This is a genomic window from Bacteroidales bacterium, assembly GCA_023228145.1.
Classification (GTDB): domain Bacteria; phylum Bacteroidota; class Bacteroidia; order Bacteroidales; family CAIWKO01; genus CAIWKO01.
In genome coordinates this window covers 12,447-34,980 of the sequence record JALOBU010000010.1, presented here as the reverse complement: position 1 = coordinate 34,980, position 22,534 = coordinate 12,447, and the positions used below count along the sequence as shown (strand labels likewise).

Annotated in this window: 20 protein-coding genes; 12 read left to right on the top strand and 8 right to left on the bottom strand. The window is 37.5% G+C overall.

All coding sequences use genetic code 11. The features are described from left to right. The first annotated feature begins 32 nt into the window (after window positions 1-32). The 4 genes from cdd to M0R16_06600 all read left to right on the top strand — a co-directional run bounded on the left by cdd (window position 33) and on the right by M0R16_06600 (window position 2,701). Window positions 33-524: a cytidine deaminase gene (gene cdd / locus M0R16_06615; protein ID MCK9612557.1), complete on the top strand. Its 492-nt coding sequence runs from the start codon at window positions 33-35 to the stop codon at window positions 522-524. Window positions 525-586: 62 nt separating this feature from the next. Next, window positions 587-1,450, top strand: coding sequence for a ChaN family lipoprotein (locus tag M0R16_06610; protein ID MCK9612556.1), 864 nt, complete (start codon window positions 587-589; stop codon window positions 1,448-1,450). A gap of 1 nt (window position 1,451) precedes the next feature. Next, on the top strand, window positions 1,452-2,168 hold the full coding sequence (locus tag M0R16_06605) for a septal ring lytic transglycosylase RlpA family protein (protein MCK9612555.1): 717 nt from the start codon (window positions 1,452-1,454) through the stop codon (window positions 2,166-2,168). Between the two features lie 20 nt (window positions 2,169-2,188). Continuing rightward, window positions 2,189-2,701: a nitroreductase family protein gene (locus tag M0R16_06600; protein ID MCK9612554.1), complete on the top strand. Its 513-nt coding sequence runs from the start codon at window positions 2,189-2,191 to the stop codon at window positions 2,699-2,701. 2 nt (window positions 2,702-2,703) lie between these two features. Here M0R16_06600 and M0R16_06595 read toward each other — a convergent pair whose 3' ends face one another. The 4 genes from M0R16_06595 to M0R16_06580 all read right to left on the bottom strand — a co-directional run bounded on the left by M0R16_06595 (window position 2,704) and on the right by M0R16_06580 (window position 5,672). Then, complete coding sequence (locus M0R16_06595; GenBank protein MCK9612553.1) at window positions 2,704-3,342, bottom strand: hypothetical protein; 639 nt, start codon at window positions 3,340-3,342, stop codon at window positions 2,704-2,706. 74 nt (window positions 3,343-3,416) lie between these two features. Continuing rightward, window positions 3,417-3,794, bottom strand: coding sequence for an energy transducer TonB (locus M0R16_06590; protein MCK9612552.1), 378 nt, complete (start codon window positions 3,792-3,794; stop codon window positions 3,417-3,419). Between the two features lie 80 nt (window positions 3,795-3,874). After that, window positions 3,875-4,264 (bottom strand): peptide-methionine (R)-S-oxide reductase MsrB, encoded by a 390-nt coding sequence (gene msrB / locus M0R16_06585; protein ID MCK9612551.1) that lies wholly within the window; start codon window positions 4,262-4,264, stop codon window positions 3,875-3,877. A 118-nt stretch (window positions 4,265-4,382) separates the two neighbouring features. Then, window positions 4,383-5,672: an SDR family NAD(P)-dependent oxidoreductase gene (locus M0R16_06580; GenBank protein MCK9612550.1), complete on the bottom strand. Its 1,290-nt coding sequence runs from the start codon at window positions 5,670-5,672 to the stop codon at window positions 4,383-4,385. A 213-nt stretch (window positions 5,673-5,885) separates the two neighbouring features. Between M0R16_06580 and M0R16_06575 the strand changes: the two genes are divergently transcribed. The 3 genes from M0R16_06575 to M0R16_06565 all read left to right on the top strand — a co-directional run bounded on the left by M0R16_06575 (window position 5,886) and on the right by M0R16_06565 (window position 11,700). After that, the gene (locus M0R16_06575) at window positions 5,886-6,341 is read left to right on the top strand and encodes a hypothetical protein (protein ID MCK9612549.1); all 456 of its coding nucleotides are present in this window, start codon (window positions 5,886-5,888) and stop codon (window positions 6,339-6,341) included. Window positions 6,342-6,360: 19 nt separating this feature from the next. Continuing rightward, entirely contained in the window at window positions 6,361-8,997 is a 2,637-nt protein-coding gene (locus M0R16_06570; GenBank protein MCK9612548.1) for a gliding motility-associated C-terminal domain-containing protein, read from the top strand. Window positions 8,998-9,078: 81 nt separating this feature from the next. Continuing rightward, window positions 9,079-11,700 carry a lamin tail domain-containing protein gene (locus tag M0R16_06565; protein ID MCK9612547.1) on the top strand — a complete coding sequence of 874 codons (2,622 nt, stop codon included), beginning with the start codon at window positions 9,079-9,081 and terminating at the stop codon, window positions 11,698-11,700. On the opposite strand, the gene M0R16_06560 is transcribed toward M0R16_06565, so the two are convergent. Then, on the bottom strand, window positions 11,697-12,386 hold the full coding sequence (locus M0R16_06560) for a ComF family protein (protein ID MCK9612546.1): 690 nt from the start codon (window positions 12,384-12,386) through the stop codon (window positions 11,697-11,699). The two genes, M0R16_06565 and M0R16_06560, sit on opposite strands and share 4 nt — an antisense overlap. Before the next feature lie 72 nt (window positions 12,387-12,458). Between M0R16_06560 and M0R16_06555 the strand changes: the two genes are divergently transcribed. From M0R16_06555 to M0R16_06540, 4 genes are all read left to right on the top strand, one after another. After that, window positions 12,459-13,361 carry a hypothetical protein gene (locus tag M0R16_06555; GenBank protein ID MCK9612545.1) on the top strand — a complete coding sequence of 301 codons (903 nt, stop codon included), beginning with the start codon at window positions 12,459-12,461 and terminating at the stop codon, window positions 13,359-13,361. Between the two features lie 47 nt (window positions 13,362-13,408). Next, complete coding sequence (locus M0R16_06550) at window positions 13,409-14,314, top strand: hypothetical protein (GenBank protein ID MCK9612544.1); 906 nt, start codon at window positions 13,409-13,411, stop codon at window positions 14,312-14,314. A gap of 16 nt (window positions 14,315-14,330) precedes the next feature. Further along, a complete protein-coding gene (locus M0R16_06545; GenBank protein ID MCK9612543.1) occupies window positions 14,331-14,663 on the top strand; it encodes a heavy-metal-associated domain-containing protein in 333 nt (110 codons plus the stop codon). Between the two features lie 312 nt (window positions 14,664-14,975). Beyond that, window positions 14,976-15,551, top strand: a complete 576-nt coding sequence (locus M0R16_06540; GenBank protein MCK9612542.1) for an OmpA family protein — start codon at window positions 14,976-14,978, stop codon at window positions 15,549-15,551. 20 nt (window positions 15,552-15,571) lie between these two features. Here M0R16_06540 and gatD read toward each other — a convergent pair whose 3' ends face one another. From gatD to M0R16_06525, 3 genes are all read right to left on the bottom strand, one after another. Further along, window positions 15,572-16,957, bottom strand: coding sequence for a Glu-tRNA(Gln) amidotransferase subunit GatD (gene gatD / locus M0R16_06535; GenBank protein MCK9612541.1), 1,386 nt, complete (start codon window positions 16,955-16,957; stop codon window positions 15,572-15,574). A 14-nt stretch (window positions 16,958-16,971) separates the two neighbouring features. Continuing rightward, window positions 16,972-18,945: a Glu-tRNA(Gln) amidotransferase subunit GatE gene (gatE, locus tag M0R16_06530; protein MCK9612540.1), complete on the bottom strand. Its 1,974-nt coding sequence runs from the start codon at window positions 18,943-18,945 to the stop codon at window positions 16,972-16,974. Window positions 18,946-19,090: 145 nt separating this feature from the next. After that, a complete protein-coding gene (locus M0R16_06525) occupies window positions 19,091-20,434 on the bottom strand; it encodes a DUF5103 domain-containing protein (protein ID MCK9612539.1) in 1,344 nt (447 codons plus the stop codon). A 219-nt stretch (window positions 20,435-20,653) separates the two neighbouring features. On the opposite strand from M0R16_06525, the gene M0R16_06520 reads away from it, so the two are divergent. Continuing rightward, window positions 20,654-22,534: a T9SS type A sorting domain-containing protein gene (locus M0R16_06520; protein MCK9612538.1), complete on the top strand. Its 1,881-nt coding sequence runs from the start codon at window positions 20,654-20,656 to the stop codon at window positions 22,532-22,534.

Here is a 22,534-nt window from a genome sequence, read left to right as displayed (position 1 = left end):
TAATTTTGGCTTAAAAAATCCTTACAATTATCATGAAGCAACATTTAATAAAGATTACATACGTTGAATATGATTCTGTTGCTGAATTAAATGATACCGAAAGGCTTGTGGTCAGTGAAGCAGAAAACGTATGCAAAAACGCATATGCACCTTATTCACAATTCCATGTGGGTTGTGCTATATTGCTTTCAAATAATAAAATAGTAACGGGCAATAATCAGGAAAATGCAGCTTATCCTTCGGGTTTGTGTGCCGAAAGAGTGGCTATGTTTGCTGCGTCATCACAATATCCTGATGCATCATTTGTTTTAATGGCCGTGGTAGCCCACTCTGATAATTTCTCTGTTAACTTTCCGGTACCGCCCTGTGGTGCCTGTCGCCAGGTGATGGCCGAATATGAAAAAAGGGGAAATAGCTCCTTCAAAATTCTTATAAAAGGTGAAAGCGGGAAAATAATCCGTGTTAATAATGTTTCAGATTTGTTACCATTGATGTTCAGCAATTCACAACTTCACCCATTATAGAAATTTTCTGAGTTTTTTTGAAAATTAATATATTTGTTCTTTTAACTAATAATCAAAATTTTATGCTAAAACCTCGTTTTTATCTTATAGTAATATCTGTAGCCTTGTTATCAATGACGGTGGATAAGCCAGCCTATCAGATATATAATGTTACCGGAAAAAAAACAACTTATCAGAAAATGCTTAAAGATATTTTAAGTTGCGAAGTAGTCCTTTTTGGAGAGTTACATAATAATCCCATATCTCATTGGCTTGAACTTCAACTGGCAAAAGATTTGTTTATATCTAAAAAACAAGACCTGATTCTTGGTGCTGAAATGTTTGAAGCCGACAATCAAAACGGACTTGATAATTATATTAAAGGTATCTGGAATGAAGACACCTTCAAAACAAAAGTAAGGCTTTGGCCAAACTACGATACGGACTATAAACCGCTTGTTGATTTTGCGCGTAATACCAACCTTAATTTTATTGCAACAAATATACCCCGGAAATATGCATCACAAGTTATGAAAGAAGGCTTTGAAGGCTTGTTGACTCTAAGCCAGGAAGAAAAAAAGCATATTGCTCCGCTGCCTATTGAATACGACCCTGAGTTAGAACAATATAAAAAAATGCTCGAAATGAATATGGGGGGTCATTCGTCGCCTAACCTCCCCAAAGCACAAGCAATTAAAGATGCCACTATGGCACATTTTATCGCAACAAACGCTGCCCAAGGAAAACTTTTTCTGCATTATAATGGGGCCTACCATTCTAATTATTATGAAGGCATTATGTGGTATCTTAAAAGAAAAAGTGCGGATATGCGCATATTAACTATTACCACGGTTGAACAAAACAATATTAATAAACTGTCACAAGAATACATCATGGCGGCAGATTATATAATTTGTGTCCCAGACGACATGACCAAAACTTATTAATTTGATAAGAATAGTTGTTGTTTTAATTTTTCTTTTTAAGTCATTTTTCATTTTTGCTCAAGAGATAAACCAAACAGGTTGGTGTTCCTATTATGCGGATAAATTTCACGGAAGAAATACAGCCAGTGGGGAAAAGTATGATAAAAACCTATACACAGCAGCACATCGGACACTGCCTTTTAATACCTTTGTTGAGGTTACCAATCTGCGTAACCAGAAAAAAACCGTTGTAAAAATCAATGACAGGGGCCCAAACACCAAAAACCGTATCCTTGATGTGTCAAAAGCGGCAGCAACAGATATAGACATGTTGTTAAGCGGTATAGACAAAATTGAAATAAAAGTACTTCCCGATTCATTCAATATAATGAACCGTTATACCAATATTGAGAATGTGTACAAGCCGGACAGTATTTTGCCTGACTCTGACAAAGAAGCCAAACTTATTTATGATGTAGGTATTAAAACATGTAACCTCAATGGATACGGTATTCAGATGGGGTATTATAAAATTTTTGAAAATTGTAAAACTGCCCAGAAAAAATATATGGTAAAATATAAAGTTGAAGGATACATTTTTGTAGAAAAAAAAGGCAAAACTGAGTATTACCGCCTGATTTTGGGTAATTATGTATGTAAATCCGAAGCAATTAATCTTCAAGCCATATTAAAAAAGGAAGTTCCCGGTTGTTTTATCGTTAACTGGGGAAAATTGTAATAACAAATAAATTTTGTATTATGGAAGTACTTGATGCTATTTTTTCACGAAGAAGCATACGGAATTTCCTGCCGAAGGAAATTCCAAATCATATAACAGAAAAGCTGCTTGAAGCAGCAATGTATGCTCCTTCAGCACGAAATACCCAGTCGTGGCAATTTGTTGTTATTAACAATCGAAAAATACTCGATAATCTTGCAGTAATTCATCCATACGCAGGCATGCTTGCAGAAGCAACAGAAGCCATCGTGGTGTGCGGAGATAAAACCACGGAAAATAATGAAGCGTACCTGGCTATTAACTGTGCTGCTTCCACGCAAAATATTTTACTTGCGGCTCATGCAATGGAGCTGGGAAGCGTTTGGCTTGGAGTATATCCCAAAACCGAACGCATTAACGCAATTACAAGCCTGCTGAATTTACCCCAATATGTGTTACCTGTATCCTTAATCGCTTTAGGCTGGCCCGGCGAAGAAAAGCTCAAGCCTGAGAGGTTTAATAAAGATAAAATTCATTACAACGACAACTGGTGATATTAAAACTTAACAGAGATACCGTAATCAAAGTCATTGTTAAGTAAATCAGAAAGAGAATATTTCAAACGGACAGTTTTCTCATTATTGTCGGTCAATACTTTGATGTTACTTACTTTTTTTACAGGACGGGGAAAATTGTATTCGGATTCAATTTTAATATACTGATAAAATGCATCGCTAAGCATGTTTGATTCGTTTTTTATCAGGTATTTTTTTAGCAAAGGAGCAATGTTTTTTTGTTTAAATTGATGTTTTGTAAGTGAAATAATTTTTGGTGATAACACAGTCTTTTTTTGTTGGAATAATTTGAATAATGCATTATTTAATGCCTTTGTATTCAAAAAATCAAATCTCACCATATATATTCCCTTACTTTCATCCGTCAATGTTTTAATATTTTCCACGCCTTTGCAATTTTTGAGTAAAGTATCTGCACTGGAGGAAATATTTTTTATCTGCTGAATCACTGAAACAAGAGATTTCTGATTGCTTTGTCCTAAGGTTTTGCCTACTTTCCCAAGATTAATAAACAACTCAATAATTCCCGAACCGTCAGGGTTTACAGTAACAGTTTCTTTTATTTCAATGCAGGATTGAAGAAAAAATAAAGCGGTAATTAATATCAGGATTTTTTTCATCACTGTTAACTACCGCAAAAATACTCATATCTGTCAAGAACACAAAACCGGAAAAAAACTATAAGTTCTTTCTTTTAATAACTCTGCTTTTTAAAGTTAAAACGATAATAAAAGGTTTTTCCTGCATTTTCTCCAGGATTATCAACAATCAGTTCCTGAAGTTTCCCAGTCACATACTCTTTTAAATAATCCGAATTGGAATAGCTTTCGGTAACTGTTATCTTTCCTTCATTATTAACTGTGACAGCCACAAGCACAAAACCCGAAAGAGAATGTTCTTTTGCATATTCGGGATATTCTACATGATGCTGAATGATGCTTTTAAGGTCAGAGGTTTCCTCGGGATTATTAATGGACGAATTGGTTGAAGTAAATGCGGGAAAAGAAATCCCTGACACAAATAATAGTATTAAGAATACTGTAACTGCTTTTTTTGAAATGGATGTTTTCATGACTACATATTTTTTAAATTAAACATGTGTTGTGTTTAATCTATCAGACAACATCCAAAAAAATAAGTTACAAAAATTTCTTACTTTATGAATTCGAGTGATGCGGAATTAACGCAATATCTTTTACCGGTCGGCGCCGGGCCGTCGTCAAACAAATGCCCGAGATGCCCGTTACATTTGGCGCACAAAATTTCAGTGCGTATCATGCCATAGCTGGTATCCGGGGATGTCTTTATTTTACCGTTGGCAATAGCATCATAAAAACTGGGCCACCCGCAACCGGAGTCGAATTTAGTATCTGAGGAAAAAAGTTCAGTTCCGCAACCGGCACACACATAGATACCTTTTTCGTTAAACAAATAATACTTTCCGGTAAAAGGCCTTTCTGTGGCTTTAAGGCGCAATACATCATATTGCTCTGGTGTTAGCTTTTGACGCCATTCTTCCTCAGAATAACTTTTATTTTCCATTTTAAGGCTTTTATTTTTTATTCCGCTTTTACAACACGAAAAAAGTATAACAAGCCCAATCAAAACCGATGAAATAGCTTTTTTCAACATCATTCAAATTTTGCGGAATTATTCAGATTTATTCAAATGGGTGCACCACGTGCGAACCATCGCAAAAGGGTTTGTTTTTTGATTTTCCACAACGGCAAATGGCAATAACCTCCTCCGTTTCTGTTTTTTGTCCGTTTTTATCTTCCAGCATGCATTTTCCCTTAATAACTGCGGGCCCGTTTTCAATAATTTTTATCTGTACCTGTTGTTCTGGTTTTTTGTTTTCCTGTTCCATATTATTTTGTTTTTCATTATAAAAATATGTCAGAGCCCCTGTTGGGCATCTTTCCACCTGTTGAATTATTCTTTTTGTTGTGGCACCTAGCGGATTAATCCATGGGCGTTCTGAGATATCAAACACTTCGGGCAACTCCGTAAAACAATAGGCTACATGAGTACAAAGTTTGGGTGTCCACACAATAGTTATTTCACCATTGCTGTAATGTTTTATTTTTTTATCTGATGTAAACATGTTATTATTTATTTTTAAACCGGTATATTCAGAACTTATTTCCCATAATTTTTCTGCTTTTTTCATATCGTTTGATTCAGCAGAAGATAAAACTACTTTCTTTTTTGAAAAATATTTTCCGCTGATATGGCTCACATCATCTGAAGAGGCCAAATAAACAGATGTTTCAGCTCCTTTTTCAGGAGAGAATAAAAATGGTTTTAAAATGGCAATGGCTATCCGGTTCATATTTTTAAATATGCCTGTTGATACAACACCCGGATGCACACAATTTACAGTAACTCCTATGCCGGATAACTTTTCTGAGAGCATTTTTGTAAAAAGAATGTTGGCCAGTTTTGACTGACCATACGCCTTATATCCTGAGAAATCACGAGAAAATTCCAAATCTTTAAAATGAATTTCCGCTTTACGATGAGCCCCGGATGATACATTAATAATTCTTGCCGGAGCACTTTTTTTTATGATATCAAGAAGGAGGTTTGTAAACAAAAAAGGTGCAAGATAGTTAACAGCAAAATTAAGTTCTATTTTATCTTCACTTAATTTTCTTTTTGATTCCCATATCCCTGCATTATTGATAAGAACATTTATCTGTTCGTGTTGCGAAAGAATTTGTTCTGCACATTTTCTTATGGAAACAAAAGATGAAAAATCGCAATAGTACATCTTTATTTTGCGTCCTGTTATGGCAAAAATCAAGTCCTTAAGTTCATTAGCAATGGTTTCATTACGATATGTAATTATAATGTGGGCATTTTTTTTTGCCAGAGCAAGGGCAGTTGCCTTACCTATACCAGAGGTTGCGCCTGTAATGAGGCAGATTTTGTCTTTAATATCCCACATGTTTAAGATGAAATTTTTACAAAAATACAAATAATTTAGAATAATTCCAAATAAAAAATTTAAATATATTTTTATACAGGAATTTGTCTCTTATTTTTTTGATTTTAATACCTTTGCATACAAACATGTCATAATGACAATATATTAAGCAACCCTTTTGGTTTGTTGTTTGTCTTTATGACACATTAATTTTATTAATCAAAGCTAAAAATTATGTATAAAAGGTTTTTGTTATTTTTTGCATTCCTTATGCTTATGACCATGGTTCATGCACAAGGTTTTTTTAAAGCAGACGAGCGTTTAAACCAATGTTTTTCTTGTGATTACATTACAGGTCTCGAAAAAAATCAACCTGAACTTATCGCATATTATAATTATTTTTTAGACAATTCATATTATGTTGTTGATTTAAAAAAAGCCGAAAAAAGAGTGGATGGAATTGATATACATACCGTAACTACCAAACAGGAAATGTGGCCCGTTAATGGCTATTTCAATGAGAAACAATACAAGAGAGAAAAGTTTAATATAATGAAATACAATTTTGAGTTTTCTCTGAACAACTTTAAAACATATGTTTGGAAAGAAGCGGATGTAGCCATTGTTATCGTGCCTCTGAGTCATATATCTGCAGGATTTAAAAACCACATGAAAGAACTAAATAAATAACATCGAAAATTTCAATCTCATGAAAAAAATAGTTTTACTTTTTACTTTATTATTCATTGCTTATATAGCAAAGGCCCAAGATTACCTGATAAGCGCCGGGGGTACTGTAACGGCTTGTGCGGAGAATTTTTACGACGGTGGTGGCTATGGAGGAGATTATGGTGCAAACGAAAATTATATCATGACCTTTCATTCCAATTCCGCAAATCCTTCTTTAACACATCTCCGATTCGGTTTTAACGCATTTGATATTGAACCCGGCGATACTCTGATAGCATATGATGGCTCATCAATATCTGCCAATGTGCTGGGAAAATATAACAACAATAACTTGCCTCCGGCATATATTTTTGCAACAATAAATAACCTGAGCGGCGATCTGACTTTTCAGTTTAAATCCAACGGCTCATTTAACAGCCCCGGATGGTGGGCATCTTTTGTTTGTACGCCTGCCTGCCAGGAAATAAATTCTCTTTATCATCCAACATTGACTGTTCCAGCTCCTGACGACAGCAATTATATCGATATCTGCATTGGCGATCCTATAACATTTGCAGCAAGAGGCAGCGGCCCTGCTTTCCCTCAAAGCGGACTAAACTACCTTCAGGACAGTACCAATTGCACCTTTTTATGGGATTTTGGTGATGGCACAACGGCTACAGGTCAGATCGTTACACACACCTATACAGTTGTAAGGGGATATGATGTCGCGTTAACCATTACAGATATGCGTGGCTGTGTTAACTCAAATTATCTTGGGGGCAGGGTACGTATTTCAAAAACTCCTTTTGCTCAAATAAACCCTTTGCAAGATATTTGTTCCAGTGCAGACACAACTTATGTTACCCTTGGATATAATTCTTCTTCTATTGTGGTTGTTGAGCCTATCAGCTCACAGCAATCTGCCAGCCAGATATTTGACAGCACCATGTTTATTCCCGACGGTCCTAACTGCCCTCAACAATGTTATAACACCTTTGTTACATTTATGGCTTTCGCTCCCAATGCAACAATAACAAACGTAAATGATATTTTGTCTATTTGCGTAAATATGGAGCATTCGTTTACCGGCGACCTTGGCTTTCGCATAATTTGTCCGAATGGACAAAACGTTCAGCTTGATCCCAACATTCATTCCGGTGGCGCTTATATGGGGCAGCCTTACGGAGGTGGTAGTCATGATATGTATGATAATGGTTGTGATCCGGCAAATAACCCATATGGGTCCGGCTGGACCTACTGCTGGTCGCAAATCTATCCGCAGCACGGGACCCTGGACCAACTTTCTAACGGCGGTGGAACTATTGATTCCACAAATACTGTTAACCACACCAACTACATCACGCCAAATAATTCACTTGCAGGACTGATCGGTTGTCCCCTCAATGGAACATGGAATATTGAAATTTGTGATGACTATGGAATTGACAACGGCTATATTTTCTGGTGGGAGCTGAATCTTGATCCTTCATTACTACCGGTAACCTGGGGTTATCAGGTTCCTATTGACACTATTTTTTGGGGTGGTTCTTTTTTCAGTATAATAAACGATAGCACTATTATGATTATCCCCGATTCCGGAGGCATATTTCCTTATACGGTTACAGTAATAGATGTTTTTGGATGTTCTTATGACACAACATTATATGTTCAGGTAGTTCAAACACCTGATGTTGACCTCGGCCCGGACACAACTTTATGCGGCAACAATCTCTCCTACACTTTGGATGCAGGTGTTGCTGACCAGTATTGGTGGTCAACAGGAAATACAACACAATCTCAGCCTGTAACAGATGACGGAATATTTATAGTTCATGTAGCCAATTTAAGTTCAATAAGCAATACACAGTGCTGGGCTTTTGACACTGTTACTATCAAAGTTCTGGAGCAGCCCGCAATAGTTGATTTAGGACCCGATATATGCAGTACGGTTCCCATAACACTCGATGCTGGCAATAATACAGGGCCATTTCAATATAACTGGTCAACCAACCAGCATACACAAACAATAGTAGTCAGCACTTCAGGTAATTATTCAGTTAGTGTGGCTGAAGAATTCGGATACAATTGTGAAACTACTGATAATATTTATGTTACCATACTGCCCGAACCAACAATAGACATCGGAGAAGATACGTCCATATGTAGTTTTAATTATATGGGGTTGAGAGTAACAGATATTAACAATTACCTTGATCAATTTTCATATTCATACCTGTGGGCAACTGACCCTGTTTCAAATATACATGGCCAAAACACACGAAATGTCGAAATGGGATGCTTGACACCAGGGTTGGAATATACGATTTCTGTTACAGTTACTGGCTGTACCTCGGTTGGCGACACCCGTAAAGTAATTTCTAAAAATTGTGAATTGGAATTATACAATATCATAACTCCAAACGGTGATTCTCAAAATGATGTTTTTAAAGTAAAAGGCATTGAAAACTTTCCCAACAGTAATATGAAAATATATAACAGATGGGGTAAAAAGATTTATGAATCGGACAATTACGGGGCTGATGATAGTAATTTGTGGGATGGAGGCAATGAGGCTGACGGAGTATATTTTTACGTTTTAACTGTTAACTACGGAGACTTCTGGGATTGTGTTGAGGTTTTAAATTATCATGGAACTGTAACCTTATTCAGGTAAAGATTTTTATTTATAAAGAAGCCATCCCCTGAAAAAGGATGGTTTTTTTATATACTTTAGCAAAACAGATATGATTTGTCCATGAAAAAAATATTGTTTTTTACAGCGATAGTATTCTTTCTTTCATTGGTAGTAAAATCACAGGTAAACGATGATTTTTCAGACGGTGATTACACACAAAACCCCCAATGGATGGGCGAAACAACAAAATTTCAGATTTCTTCTTATTCCAGCAGCACCTGGAGTATCCCTCCCCGTTTGCAGCTTAATGGTTTGTCGGCTGCCGACACAACTTATCTTTATACCGATTCACATATGCCTGATCTAAACAGCAAACAATGGGAATTTTGGGTGAGACTTGCTTTCAACACGTCTGTAACAAATAATTGCAGAATTTATCTTGCTTCGGACAGTTCCAATTTTGAAGGAAAGCTTAATGGATATTTTGTAATGCTTGGAGACGACAATAATGACAATTTCGACAGCATCTCATTGTGGAAACAAACCGGAAACAGTGTTGAAAGGCTAATTACTGGACAAACAATTTATACCGGAGCTTCATCATCTTACCGCATAAAAATTACAAGAGACAATGCGGGAACCTGGTCAATGTATGCTAACCAGCAGGGAACAAGCGATTATACCTTTCAGGGCTCTGCTGTTGAGACGACTCATAACATTTCAGAATATTTTGGTTTTTTTTGTAAATATACATCCACAAACAAAACTAATTTTTATTTCGATGATATTTATGCCGGTGACATAATTATTGACACCATTCCTCCGGAAGCTCAAAATTTAATGGCGATTTCTGCCACTCAGGTTGATGTTTTATTTTCCGAAAATATTGAAACTGCATCTGCAGAAAATATTAATAATTATTTCACCACAGGAATAGGTTTCCCTGCAACAGCCACAAAAGACCCTGCAAACAATATGCTTGTTCATCTGGTTTTTCCGGCACCTTTTATTGAAGGTGTTTTATACTCCATGGATATTTCTAATGTCAGGGACAACAATGGAAATACTATGCAACAGGTTACAAAGACTTTTGTCTTTTACCGCGGTTTTGCATTTGATATTTTGATAAATGAAATCATGGCCGATCCCGACCCTCCTGTCGGATTGCCAAATTATGAATATCTTGAATTATACAACCGGACACAAATACCCATAAACCTTAAAAATTGGAAATTACTGGTTGGAACCTCAGTTTATACAATACCTGATGTTACAATTACCGCAGATAGTTTCTTTATTATAACCAACAGCAACAATATTACACCATTTAATATGTATGGAGAAGTTGCTGGCCTGTCATCGTTTTCGCTTAGCAATACAGGAACAACAATAATTCTGAAAAATAAAGATGATAAAATCATTCATTATGTAAGTTATACGGATGACTGGTACCAGAATCCCTTCAAAGAAGATGGTGGTTGGTCACTCGAACAGATTGATGCAGGCAATCCTTGCGGGGAGGCAGGAAACTGGAATGCTTCAAATTCAATAAATGGGGGGACTCCGGGAACAAAGAACTCGGTTGCGGGCAGCAACTCCGACAATACAAGTCCTGTAATTATTCGTGCTTCAGTAAACCGTCAGGAAATATCAAAGGTAAAGCTTTACTTCAGCGAAATTATTGATAGTATTTCCGTGTTGAACACCGGTAAGTATTTTGCCGATAACGGACTGGGTACCCCTTATATGATTAATACCAGTGACATTGGATACCGTGTAATTTCTTTATACTTTTCGCAAAACATGCAAGAAAATGTTATTTACACATTAACTGTAGCGGACAGTATTTTTGATTGTGCAGGGAACAAAATACTTTTAAACCAGACAATACGTTTTTCTATTCCACTTTTCCCCGACAGCGGCGACCTTGTAATTAACGAAGTACTTTTTAATCCAAAAGAAAACGGTGTTGATTTTGTAGAAATTTACAACCGTTCATCTAAGGTTTTGGATTTTAAAGATATGTATCTTGCATCACCCGGAAACCCTAAAAATATAACAAACGACAACTTTCTTTCCTTCCCGGGTGATTATACTGTTTTTACAACCAATCCGAATATTGTCAAAATCCAATATATTGCTGAAAACCCAAATAACTTTATTGCTATGGAAGCTTTTCCTTCCTTCAATGATGATGCAGGAGAAGTAATACTCGCCACAATTACAGACACAATTATTGATAATTTTTCTTATAATGAAGCAATGCACTTTCCTTTGCTTACCTCTATGGATGGTGTTTCTCTTGAACGAATTAATTTCAACAGGCCGGCAAATGATGCTACCAACTGGCATTCGGCCTCCGAAACAGTAGGTTTTGCTACTCCCTCATACAAAAACTCACAATATTCGAACATAGAGCCCGAAGACGGAAACGTAAGTATTGCTCCCGAAATTTTTTCACCCGATAACGACGGATATAATGATGTATTGAACATTCACTGCAAAGCCGATGCTCCCGGCAAAATGCTGAATATTATTATTTACGACGCTAAAGGCCGTTTAATAAAATATCTTATAAAAAACCAGCTTATTTCGTCGGAAAGTACTTTTACATGGGACGGAACAGATGACAGCGGCAGGAAAGCGAACATCGGAATTTATGTTGTTTATATGGAAATAATTGACATGAAGGGTAGCGTTAAGCAATATAAAAAGACAGCCGTACTGGCAACAAAATTCTAATGCAAAGCGCAGGCAATACTTGCTACGCTTAGTTTTACGCCCTGTATATTTAAAAGAATTTTACCACATGCTTCAATAGTGGCCCCCGTTGTTATTACGTCGTCAACCAGCAAAATATGTTTATTATACAAATGTTGATGATTTTTAAGTGCAAATATCTCCTCCACATTCTCCCATCTTCTAAAACGTGATTTTTTTGTCTGAGTTTCCGATGCATGTGTTCGAATCAGGGCTTTAATATCAACCGGTTTTGAAAAAGATTCGCTCAAACCCCTTGCAAACATTTCACTCTGATTATATCCGCGTTTGTGATTTTTCCGCGGGTGTAATGGCACTGGGATAATAACATCCACATCTTTATATAAATCCGAGGTTTTGAGTTCTTTTCCATACAAATTTCCAAGATAAACCCCGATTTCTTTTTTTCCCTTATATTTCAACTGATGTAAAAGGTGTTGAACTTTACCTCCTTTTGTAAAAAAATACATGGAAGATGCGCTTTCAAGATGTATCCTTCCCCAGAATATTTTGCTTACCGGATTATCTTTATCTTGATGAAAATTTGTTTTGGGAAGTTTGTGGAGGCAAAATGTGCATAAAATATCTTCGTGTTTCAGTAGTGTGTTTTTGCACGAGCAACAAATCCGAGGAAAAAATAAAGCTAAAAAATCATAAAAATATAACATGAGTCAATAGTTTTAAATACTTATACTTCCTCTTTCAAAATAAAAAAAGTAATTTTGTAAAAAATATTTCTGATGACCGATATAAATCAAAAGCCTTCCAAAACAAACACATATAAAATAATCATTGGAGTTGAGGCTGTTATTATCTTAGTATTATTAATTTTATTTATCACTACACGAACCAAAGTTAACACTTTTATCATTGAAAAAGAAAAAGCAATAAGTGAGCGTCAGATACTTCAAAGTGAGCTGGATTCTTTGCTTAACGAACATGAAAAAATGCGCACAGAATATGGCGACCTTACCCAGGACCTTGCAGTTAAAGACAGCACCATACAAGCACAGGCAGCCGAAATACAACAACTGATTGAGAGTAATGCAGGAAAAAGACAAATACAACGCAAACTCGACTACCTGCGAACCATCACACAAGATTATGTTGCACAGATTGATAAACTTCTGAAAGAGAATGAAACCCTGAAAACAGAAGTAAACAATATGAAAGAGAATATTAAAGAGGAACAAAACAAAAGTCTGACACTTCAGAAAGATAAAGAAGCTCTAACCGAACAAATAAATAATGCCGCTGTTCTTCAGGCATTTTCGATTAAGGCCGAAGGCATACGTTTTAAGCAGGGAGGAAAAAAAGAAGAAGTTGTTGATAAGGCCCGCCGGGTTGAAAAAATTAAAATTTCGTTTACTCTGGCAAAAAATCCTCTTGTAACAGAAGGCTTAAAAAATGTTTATGTGCGTATTGCCCGACCCGACAATACAATTTTACATGACGGAGGCGCCTTTGATTTTGAAGGTAAATCAATAATGTATTCGTTATCAGAACAGATATATTATAAAGGTTCTTCAATAAATGTTAAACTTTACTACGAAAAAAGTGACCGGATAATCCCGGGCTCATATAATATTGCTGTATTTACTGATGGAAAAGAAATTGGACAAACATCTCTGGTATTAAATTAAGCAAATTCATTTTATCTTATTTTCGAAATAACTAAACCAAAAAAATCATGGAAACAATTCAAGAAACAAAAAAGAAACCGAATTTGTTCATGTACCTTTCTCTTATCCTGTTGGTCGTTTGTGCAATTTTAAGCTGGCAGCTTATCAGAAGCCATAAAACCATAACTGAACAAACTGACACCATTGTTCAGGCCAACCAGGAAAAAGAGCAAATGATACTCAAGCTGGAAAATCTTAAAAAAGAATATGACCAGCTATCCGCCGACAACGCACAACTTTCTGAAATGTTTGATGCAGAAAAAGCCCATGTTGAAAGCCTTCTGACGAAAATTAAAAACTCTGAAGGCACAGTATCAAAATATAAAAAACAAGTGGCTTTGATGGAAACACGCCTGAAAGAATACGAACAACAAATTGAAGAACTAAAAAAACAAAACAAGGATTTGATTGAGGAAAACTTTCATATTAAAACTATCCTTGATTCTGCTACAATTGAGAACAAAGAACTAAACTCAGAAAACAAAGAATTGTCGGAAACCGTTAGCAAAGGATCTGCGTTGGTAACCTATGACATAAATATTGATGGTATCGTAACTCGTTCGACCGGCAAAGAAATTCCAACCAAAAAAGCCAAAAAAGCCCAAAAAATACGCGCCTGTTTCACTATAGGTGAAAACGCTATCGCTTCTGCCGGCAACAAAACCGTTTACATGCGTATTGCCGATCCTGCAGAAAATATTTTATACGTGAATGAAAGTGATGAATATTCGTTCGAATATCAGGGAAAAAAACTGCAGTACACTGCCAAAGAACAAATTACCTATAATAACAAAGCTGTTGACCTGTGCATATACTGGGCAAAAACCAAAGACTTTGTTCCCGGCACTTATGTCGTTGACCTGTTTTCTGACGGCAATCTTATCGGCACATCACAATTAACTCTTGAAAAATAAATAAAATAGCACAATCATGAAAAAACAAATTATCGGCATCCTGGCATTCGTTTTCTTATTTGCTTATGCAGGTACTGCATTTGGACAAACTAAAGAAACTATTAAAGAAGAAAAAATAAAAGTAGGATTCCATTGCCCTAACGGCAAGGCTCTTATTGAAAAAGAATTAATAAAATCAACAGGCGTAAAAGAAGTTTTTGCCGACCTGGACACTAAAATTGTAACTGTAAAATTTGTGGAAGGACAGACTAACAAAGACGAACTGGTGAAAGCCATTGAAAAAATTGGCTATACTACAGAATTTACAAAACCGGGAACGCCTATAAACAAAGCCTGTTCACACGATTAACCTGATCATTAGTTGTTTTTTAAAACACCGGAGAAGAAATTTTAAGAAGGCCGGATAATTTAACACAGAAAATTTTTCTTAGCAGAATAGAAAAATTTGAGGTTGTTTCTTTTTTACCATTTTGAAATATTCTGAAGAAGGTTCCGTTCATATTTAATGACGGGAAACTGTGAGTATATTTTATTATATCATACAAAACTCTTTTGCCGGATTATTGTTTTGTTGTTGCCGACCTGTTTCCCGTTTTTTCTTTTAGCCCAGTCTCTCGAGCCCACAGAAACAAACGCGCTGTTAAAAGTCAGCGTTTGCAGCATGAAAGGCATACCGCGGCCGGGAGAAAAAGTAATGTTCACGGGGGGAAAAAACAAAAAAATATTTAGCGGAGTTACTGCTGCTGACGGGAAGTTTGATATTCTTATACCTAAAGGCGACACCTATGATGTCAAATACCGCAGCATAAACGGTGATGTTGATTATAAAAAATTTAGCATCCCTACAGAGGAAGGCTTGTTTACTTACGAATACATATTAAAATATGACCTTCCCAGAACTGTTACGTTGGATAATGTGTTTTTTGATACCGGAAAATCCTCACTTCGCCCCGAATCTTATACGGCCTTAGAAACTTTGCTTGAAGTAATGAAACTGAAGCCTTCGCTGGTAATTGAAATTGCAGGCCATACTGATAATGTAGGAACATCTGAATCAAATATGATATTGTCATTGAATCGTGCAAACTCTGTTAAAGGGTACCTTGTAAAAAAAGGCATAGCTTCTGAACGTATTCTAACAAAAGGTTATGGCGACACCCAGCCGGTGGCCGATAACGAAACAGATGAAAGCCGCCAGAAGAACAGAAGGACAGAGGTCAGGATTGTTGAGGAATAATAGTAAATCCTTACAAAAAATTATTTGTGTACTTTCTTAATAAAGTCTTCCACTTCTTTTACCCCGCCCTGATAAATAAGGTAGCCGTTGTAAGGTTCTCTGGGCGTGATATCGTCGTTAATAGGTGTGAGCATGATCTCTTTCACTTTTTCCAGGTCGTTGGTTTGCCCTAAAGCCCATCCCAGTTTTATATAGGCCACTTCTGGCAGCATATTTTCTGCAGGAATGATGCCTTTTGCCATCAAGTCGCGACCGGTATCATAAACAAACATATGAACATAACCCCATAATGTCTGAACTGTCATATATATTGCCACTCCTTTTTCTACGGCCCTGACAATAGCAGGATATATTGGTTTATTAACGTGCCCCAGCCCTGTCCCGATAATTATTATTCCTTTATAACCATTATCCACCATAGAATCTATCATGTCGGGCTGCATATTGGTATAATAATACAGCATACCTACTTTTTCTTCAAAAACAGGGGTAATTTTAACATTAGTGTCTTTTCTTCGATGGTTGTATATTGGTTTTTGAGGGAAAACGCCTTTGCGGGTAACAGTACCCACGGGGATGTCTCCAATAGTGCGGAAAGTTGAGCGGTAAGACGAATGCATTTTTCTTACACGTGTACCGCGGTGCAGAAAGCCATATTCATCGGATGTAGGGCCGAACATGCACACCATCACTTCGGCAATATCGCCATAAGCAGCAGCAGTCGCGGCATGCATCAGGTTCAGTGCGGCATCGGAACTCGGACGGTCGGACGAACGTTGTGAACCAACTAACACAATAGGCACCGGTGGGTTTTGTACCATGAAGGTTAACGCTGCTGCGGTATAATGCAAAGTATCGGTTCCATGCCCAATGATAATCCCTTCAACACCTTTTTCGATTTCCTGACCAATAGCCACAGCTAACTTTTTGTATTGCTCGGGGCCCATGTTTTCGCTGAAAACGGCAAAAAGTTTTTCGGTTTCCAGGTTGCAGATGTCTGCCAGTTCGGGTACGGCACCATACAATTCGCCCGGGGTAAAGGCCGGAATAACCGCTCCGGTTCTGTAATCAAGGCGGGAAGCTATAGTACCTCCCGTTCCTATTAATTTCACTTTTGGTAAACCTGGCGTATAAGGAAACTCCTTCTCGGGTATCTTATAGTTGGCTTTTTTATAACCCACCTCTTTCATCGTCTTTATAGTATCAATATCAACGCCAATGTTATAGCCCGTGATAACTTTAAGAACGATATGTTTGTCGTCGTCGTTTTCAGCTCGTGGCAACACGGTGCCCTTGAACAAACCTCGCGTGGTATCCACTTCGGCCTGACCCCATACTCTGACATTAAACTTTTTGAGAACTTCCAGTGCTTCTCCTTTATAACCCTGAAAAAAATCTTCGCTCATGGATAATTATTTCTTTAGTGTGTTGTTTCTATTATTTCTTTTAATTCAGCCAGGTTAATATTTCCGGTAGCTTTTTTCCGCAGGTTTCCCATAATCCAGTGTATTCCTACATCGGGGTTGTTAGATATTTGTATCTGACTGAATTTTTCTTTCATAAACGAAATATCGGAAAGTATCTCCGCTTTGCTTATTTTCTTAAATTTTATAGTGGCAAGTATTGAATCAAAATCCATTTTGGGATGTTCAATAAGTACCGGAAGCATTTTTTTGGCTATTTGGGTGTCCAGCTCGCTTTTCTTAATGTAACTGAAAAGGTCGTATATCATTTCGTAGCAGAAGAAAGGTGATTTTTCGTAATGCCCTTCTACAAATTTTAAGGTCTGCCCAAAAAATGTTCCCATAAATTTAGGGTTATAACCAAGCTCAGCAACAATTTTTTCAATGACGGGAAATAAGTTCTTTTTGAAAATGAAATTATAAGTATCTTCCGGGACATTCCATTTTTTTAGTATCTGATAACGTGTCATTACTTCTTCAGGCAATCTTTCTTTTAAGCTGTTGATATATTCGTCATGCAGGGGAATAGGAACCGAATCGGTGTCAGGATACATGCGGTCGGCGCCCGGCAGTACACGTTCAAAGATTGTTGTGCCGTCTTCAAAGGATTTGCGGGTTTCGTTGGGTACGCCATTAAAAGCCCATTTACAACGTTCTTCCACGGTTTCCAGCGCGGTTTTCATATCATTTTCGGGTCCCCAGAGAATTATCTGTGCATCTTCGCTTTCGGCTTCAAGCAAGGTTCGTATTTTCGAAAAATCATCTTCGCTGATAAAAGGCTGGAATTCTTCGGAATGAGTCATGTTGGGTTGCTCAATGCAGGCAATAACTTTTAACCTTTCGCTGAACTCATCGGCAAACATTTTTCCGGGTTGTGTAAAATGTGATAATAATTTTTTGAATCCCGGAAGGTTTATTGCATAAAATTGATAATATTTTTTGTTTTCATCATTAATCGGAAGATTTGAAAAATGGAAACTTCCAAGGTCAATTTGCTTGTAATTCATTTTCCATTTGCTGCCGTCGCCGAATTTATTTTTTAAGATTTCCTGTATATGCAGGAGTGCCCACTGGCGGAATGCTTCGTTATGTGTAAGTTTGGGTATCCATCGTGTATGCGAAACTCCTTTAATTTCCACACGTGTGCCACCCTTGCAGCTTACGTTCACGTCCTGCCTTCCGGCGCCAATGCCTGTACGTACCTTGCCTGTGCTGCGGTTCAAAAAACGAATGTAATCACAGGCTTCTTTCACTTCATAAGGATTAAGCATATCGGGATAAGTCACTGTTTCTATGAGAGGCGTGCCAAGGCGGTCGGTTGTATATATTCTGACGTGCCCGATGTCTGATATTTCGCGGCAGGAATCCTCTTCAATGCTGAGCTGAATAAGTCGTATTTTTTTATTTTTCAGCGGTATTTCGCCTTCCACACCTAAAATAGCCGTACGCTGAAAGCCGGTGGGTATGCTACCGTCAAGATACTGCTTGCGGGTGATATGTACTTCGCCGACAATATTCAGTTTGTTTAATAAAGAAATTTCCAGGGCATATTCCAACGCTTCTTTATTCAGCTTAAATGGCGGAGTGTCGTCCACATCGTAAGTACAGGCGGTTTCATTCTTTATGCGGTAAATGATTTCCTTGCGAGTTTTAAATTCCATCAATGCCGTGCCATCATATTCCCCCAGCTCGCTGAGCGTTGGCCTCATGTGTCGAATAAGCTCGGCATCGTACTGGTTCTTTTTCTGAAAAATACCGGCGGGACAATGGCAAAAAAGTTTTTGTTTGGTTTTAAGTTGTTGATGTACTTCCAGTCCCGACATGAATCCGATGCGGGTCCAATCGTTCTGTGTAGCATCTTTCAGTGCAACAAAACCTATCGCATTTTTAGTTTCTTCATAGTTGTTTTTCGGGTCAAAATCTTGTTTCATACTCTATTTGTTGTTTTTGGGCGGTCAAAATTAGTTATTATAATTTAATGTTCAAAAATGATACATTAATTTTTTATAAAACATATCATACTTCCTCGTAATAGCAAGCGCCATAAAAATAAAATAATTTTTAATGCTATATGGTTTATTTACTGAAAGTGTTGAATTGTTTAAGGCCAACCAGCACATCGTGAACTTTTCCCTGCTCGCGGTGATAAACATATATGGAATATTCATTATTGGCCTCGTAATGTGTGCCTTCAATAAGCGTTTCGTCGCCTACTTGTTTCCCATTTTCAAGAAAAACATACTGGTAATTGTAAAAACCCTGCTTAAGATACAAGGAAACTTCATAACCTTTAAGTTGATAATTATAAACCATTTTTGCTTCCTTTTTATAATTCCAGTCGGTGAGTCCGCCAAAAATATATACGGCTCCATTTGTTAAAGGTACAGGATAATTAAGAAAAAAATGCACATGAACATATTCGGCTTCTACATCACTATTACGGGCATTATCGTCAGATTTAATAAACACCTTCCCGTTGATTCCCGAACGTGACAGAAACACCTTAAATGTTTTGCGTTCTTCGGGATCGAGAAACACATGGTAGCCATCGGTCTCTTTAGATATTTTACTGATATATTCTGTATAAAAATTCATCGCCTTGATATCGAACTCGCGAAAAATATTGCCTCCCCAGAAAACATTCTCCTCTTCATAGTTATAGTCAAGAATATCTCCTTTGATATACAAGGGTTTTATGTTTCGTATGGCGTTATCCCACCTGCCATTCTGCTGTATAATAACTTTTAGGTCCTGATAGGGGTTGTTAACGGTATAGCCTGTTTTGTCAATGGAAAAATCTACTTCCTGTTTATAGTTACGGTATTCAACCACTGTGGGTTTGTTCACAATGGCAGTAATAGTAATTTTAGGGTCAACAATCATCATGCGGCGGGTTAGTATTAAATTATCGGGCTCGTTGTCAATATATACTTTTAGCAAGTAATTTCCGGATAAGGTTGGTTGCATATTGTCGCCGGGAATAGTTACAGTATAATGTGTATATTTCTGCAGTGTATTGAAAGAGGGCTTGTATTCGGTGATTTCGTCTTCATAAAACCCGCTGAGGTATTCGTTGGGCTGAAGGTCAGAGGGCGACCAGTCGGCATTGCAATGCACCAGGGTATATTTCATGTGTTTGTAATCGGCGTCAAGATCGTCAAATTTAAGCACCAGTTTTTCTCCCTCATTGATGTTTATTATCGGCGGAGACAGCACAAAACCCTCCCTGTAAAACAACACGGTTTTAATGTTTGGTTTATAAATAAAATCTTCCGCTCTCAGATAATTATCCGTAAAATAATCCACAGCATCATGAATAGTGCTGTCCTGACAGGTATTATGCTGCGCCAACGACAAACTACGTGCCAGGATAAAAGCGATACAAAAAATTATTGTTAAGAAATAACTGTTTTTTTTCATCCCCCTGTATTTAAATACAAAAATAAGCTTTCGCTTTTAATGTTTTTGTTTATTTATCACTATTGTTTCATTAATCTCTTGCTGTTGTTCATAATTTTACATGAGTTTTTATTATATAAGTTCAAATTATTTATTACTTTTACTTGATGCCAAATGCCTACATAACGAATCGAAAAAATTCATGAAATATTGTTTACATATTTTTAAAATCATTTATATATGAAAAAATTAGTGTTTTTTCTGTTTGTATTCTGTTTTATTCTTTGCCCTAACAGTTTGTATTCTCAACAAAGCGATATTTATGTTGTTCTTACAACCATTGACGATACCGACCCATATTACCCTGCCGTGCAAACGCTCAGCACTTACCGCAGTGCACAGGTAATTCATTTCAGCCCGAATTCGATTAATGATTTGCTCCCGACACTGATAAACCTTTCTCCCCGATATGTTGCCATAGTGCTTAAACCCATCGAACTGGATATTAATTTTGTCAGGCGGTTTCTAATGATGAGCACCAACCTTGACGATGACCCTTTCAGCGATTTCTCTTATGGTTATATTACAGGAGCAACGGCTCAGGACGCCATTAATTTTGTGAACAACATCATTTATGCCGAAACCATCGGCACTATTTTAAATTATCCTCTTTATATAGGCGGGTATGCGGCATCTTCGCTGAATTTTGTTTACACCAGCCCAGGCGATTATATGCAATATTTAGAACCTTCGGGGTATTCGTACATAAACATGGAAACTAATGATAATGGCTCGGGGCATGATTTTTTTGTCACCAATTCCTACTACATGCAGGCAAATAAAATACTCGACATCGGGCATAATGGAGACCCGCACATGTTGTGGCTTTTCGAAGGAGGAAATTCAAATCCCAATCCTCCCGTATGGGTTTTTGACAGCACAAAAATCGAAGACACGGCTTATGCGCGTACAGGACTTACCAGTTATGATATCGGCGCCCAGAACCTTTACCCTGCCGTAGCTTACAATGGAGCTTGCCATTCGGGCGAACCCAAAAAAGTGATGGTGGAAAGCGACATCATGGCCACATTCGGTAACACGCAGGGACTGGTTAAATTTTATACCATGAGCGATAGTTTCAGCTTTGCGCTACAAATACTTAAAACAGGCATTACCGGATATTTTGCCCCCTGCGGCGCCAACAACGCCAACGACCAGAGCGAAGACGTTTACAATACATTTCTATACGATGAACCGTTGGGCGACATACATAAAAGAAGTAATGACGCCGTGGTGATGGGCTTTCTCGGTAACCGGCCCAACCTTCGTATTTATCAATGGAACTCATCATCTTATGCCGATGACATTTATCCTTCGGGCAATTTCGACCCCAACGACTGGTCCGGTGCAAGCGGCATGCTGGGTGGTAAAGCCAACCGCATCTACTTCGGCGACCCCTTGTATAATCCTTTTCATCTGAATCATTCCGATTCTCTAAAAATCGCAAAGGCAACGATAGATTCCATTAACGAAAATACGCTCGACATAGTGATGACTTATAAAAAACCCGACGCAGCCACTGCCTATTTCCCTGCCTGGGATAAATTTCATTTCAGCGATACCAGGATTTATCTTCCTGTGGAACTCCCTGCTTACTGCGGTGATGTATCGGACTTTGCTGTCATTGATTCTTCGGGCCCATACCACATGGTAATCCATGCCGTTGAGCATTTTTGCGGAAAAACTATTTTGCATATTGAAGTTGACATACCTGACGACATGTACGACGCGATAAATTACAATATTACGTTTCGTATTCACTACACACCCACAGGTATTGACAATGCTGTGAGTTCTCTGTTATCTTCCTTTACTATTGCTCCAAATCCCGCAAATAATAATACTACTATCAAACTTGGTATTACCCGAAAAACACCAATGGATTTAAGTATTTTCGACCTGTCGGGTAAAAAAATCTTATGCCTGTTCAGCGGAATAAAAGATAAAGGCAATTATCAATTTGCATTATCAGGAGCAGCTGTCCTGAATCCCGGAATTTATTTTGTGCGGCTGGATTGTGGTGAAATCCGTAGTATAAAAAAACTTGTTGTGGCCCATTAA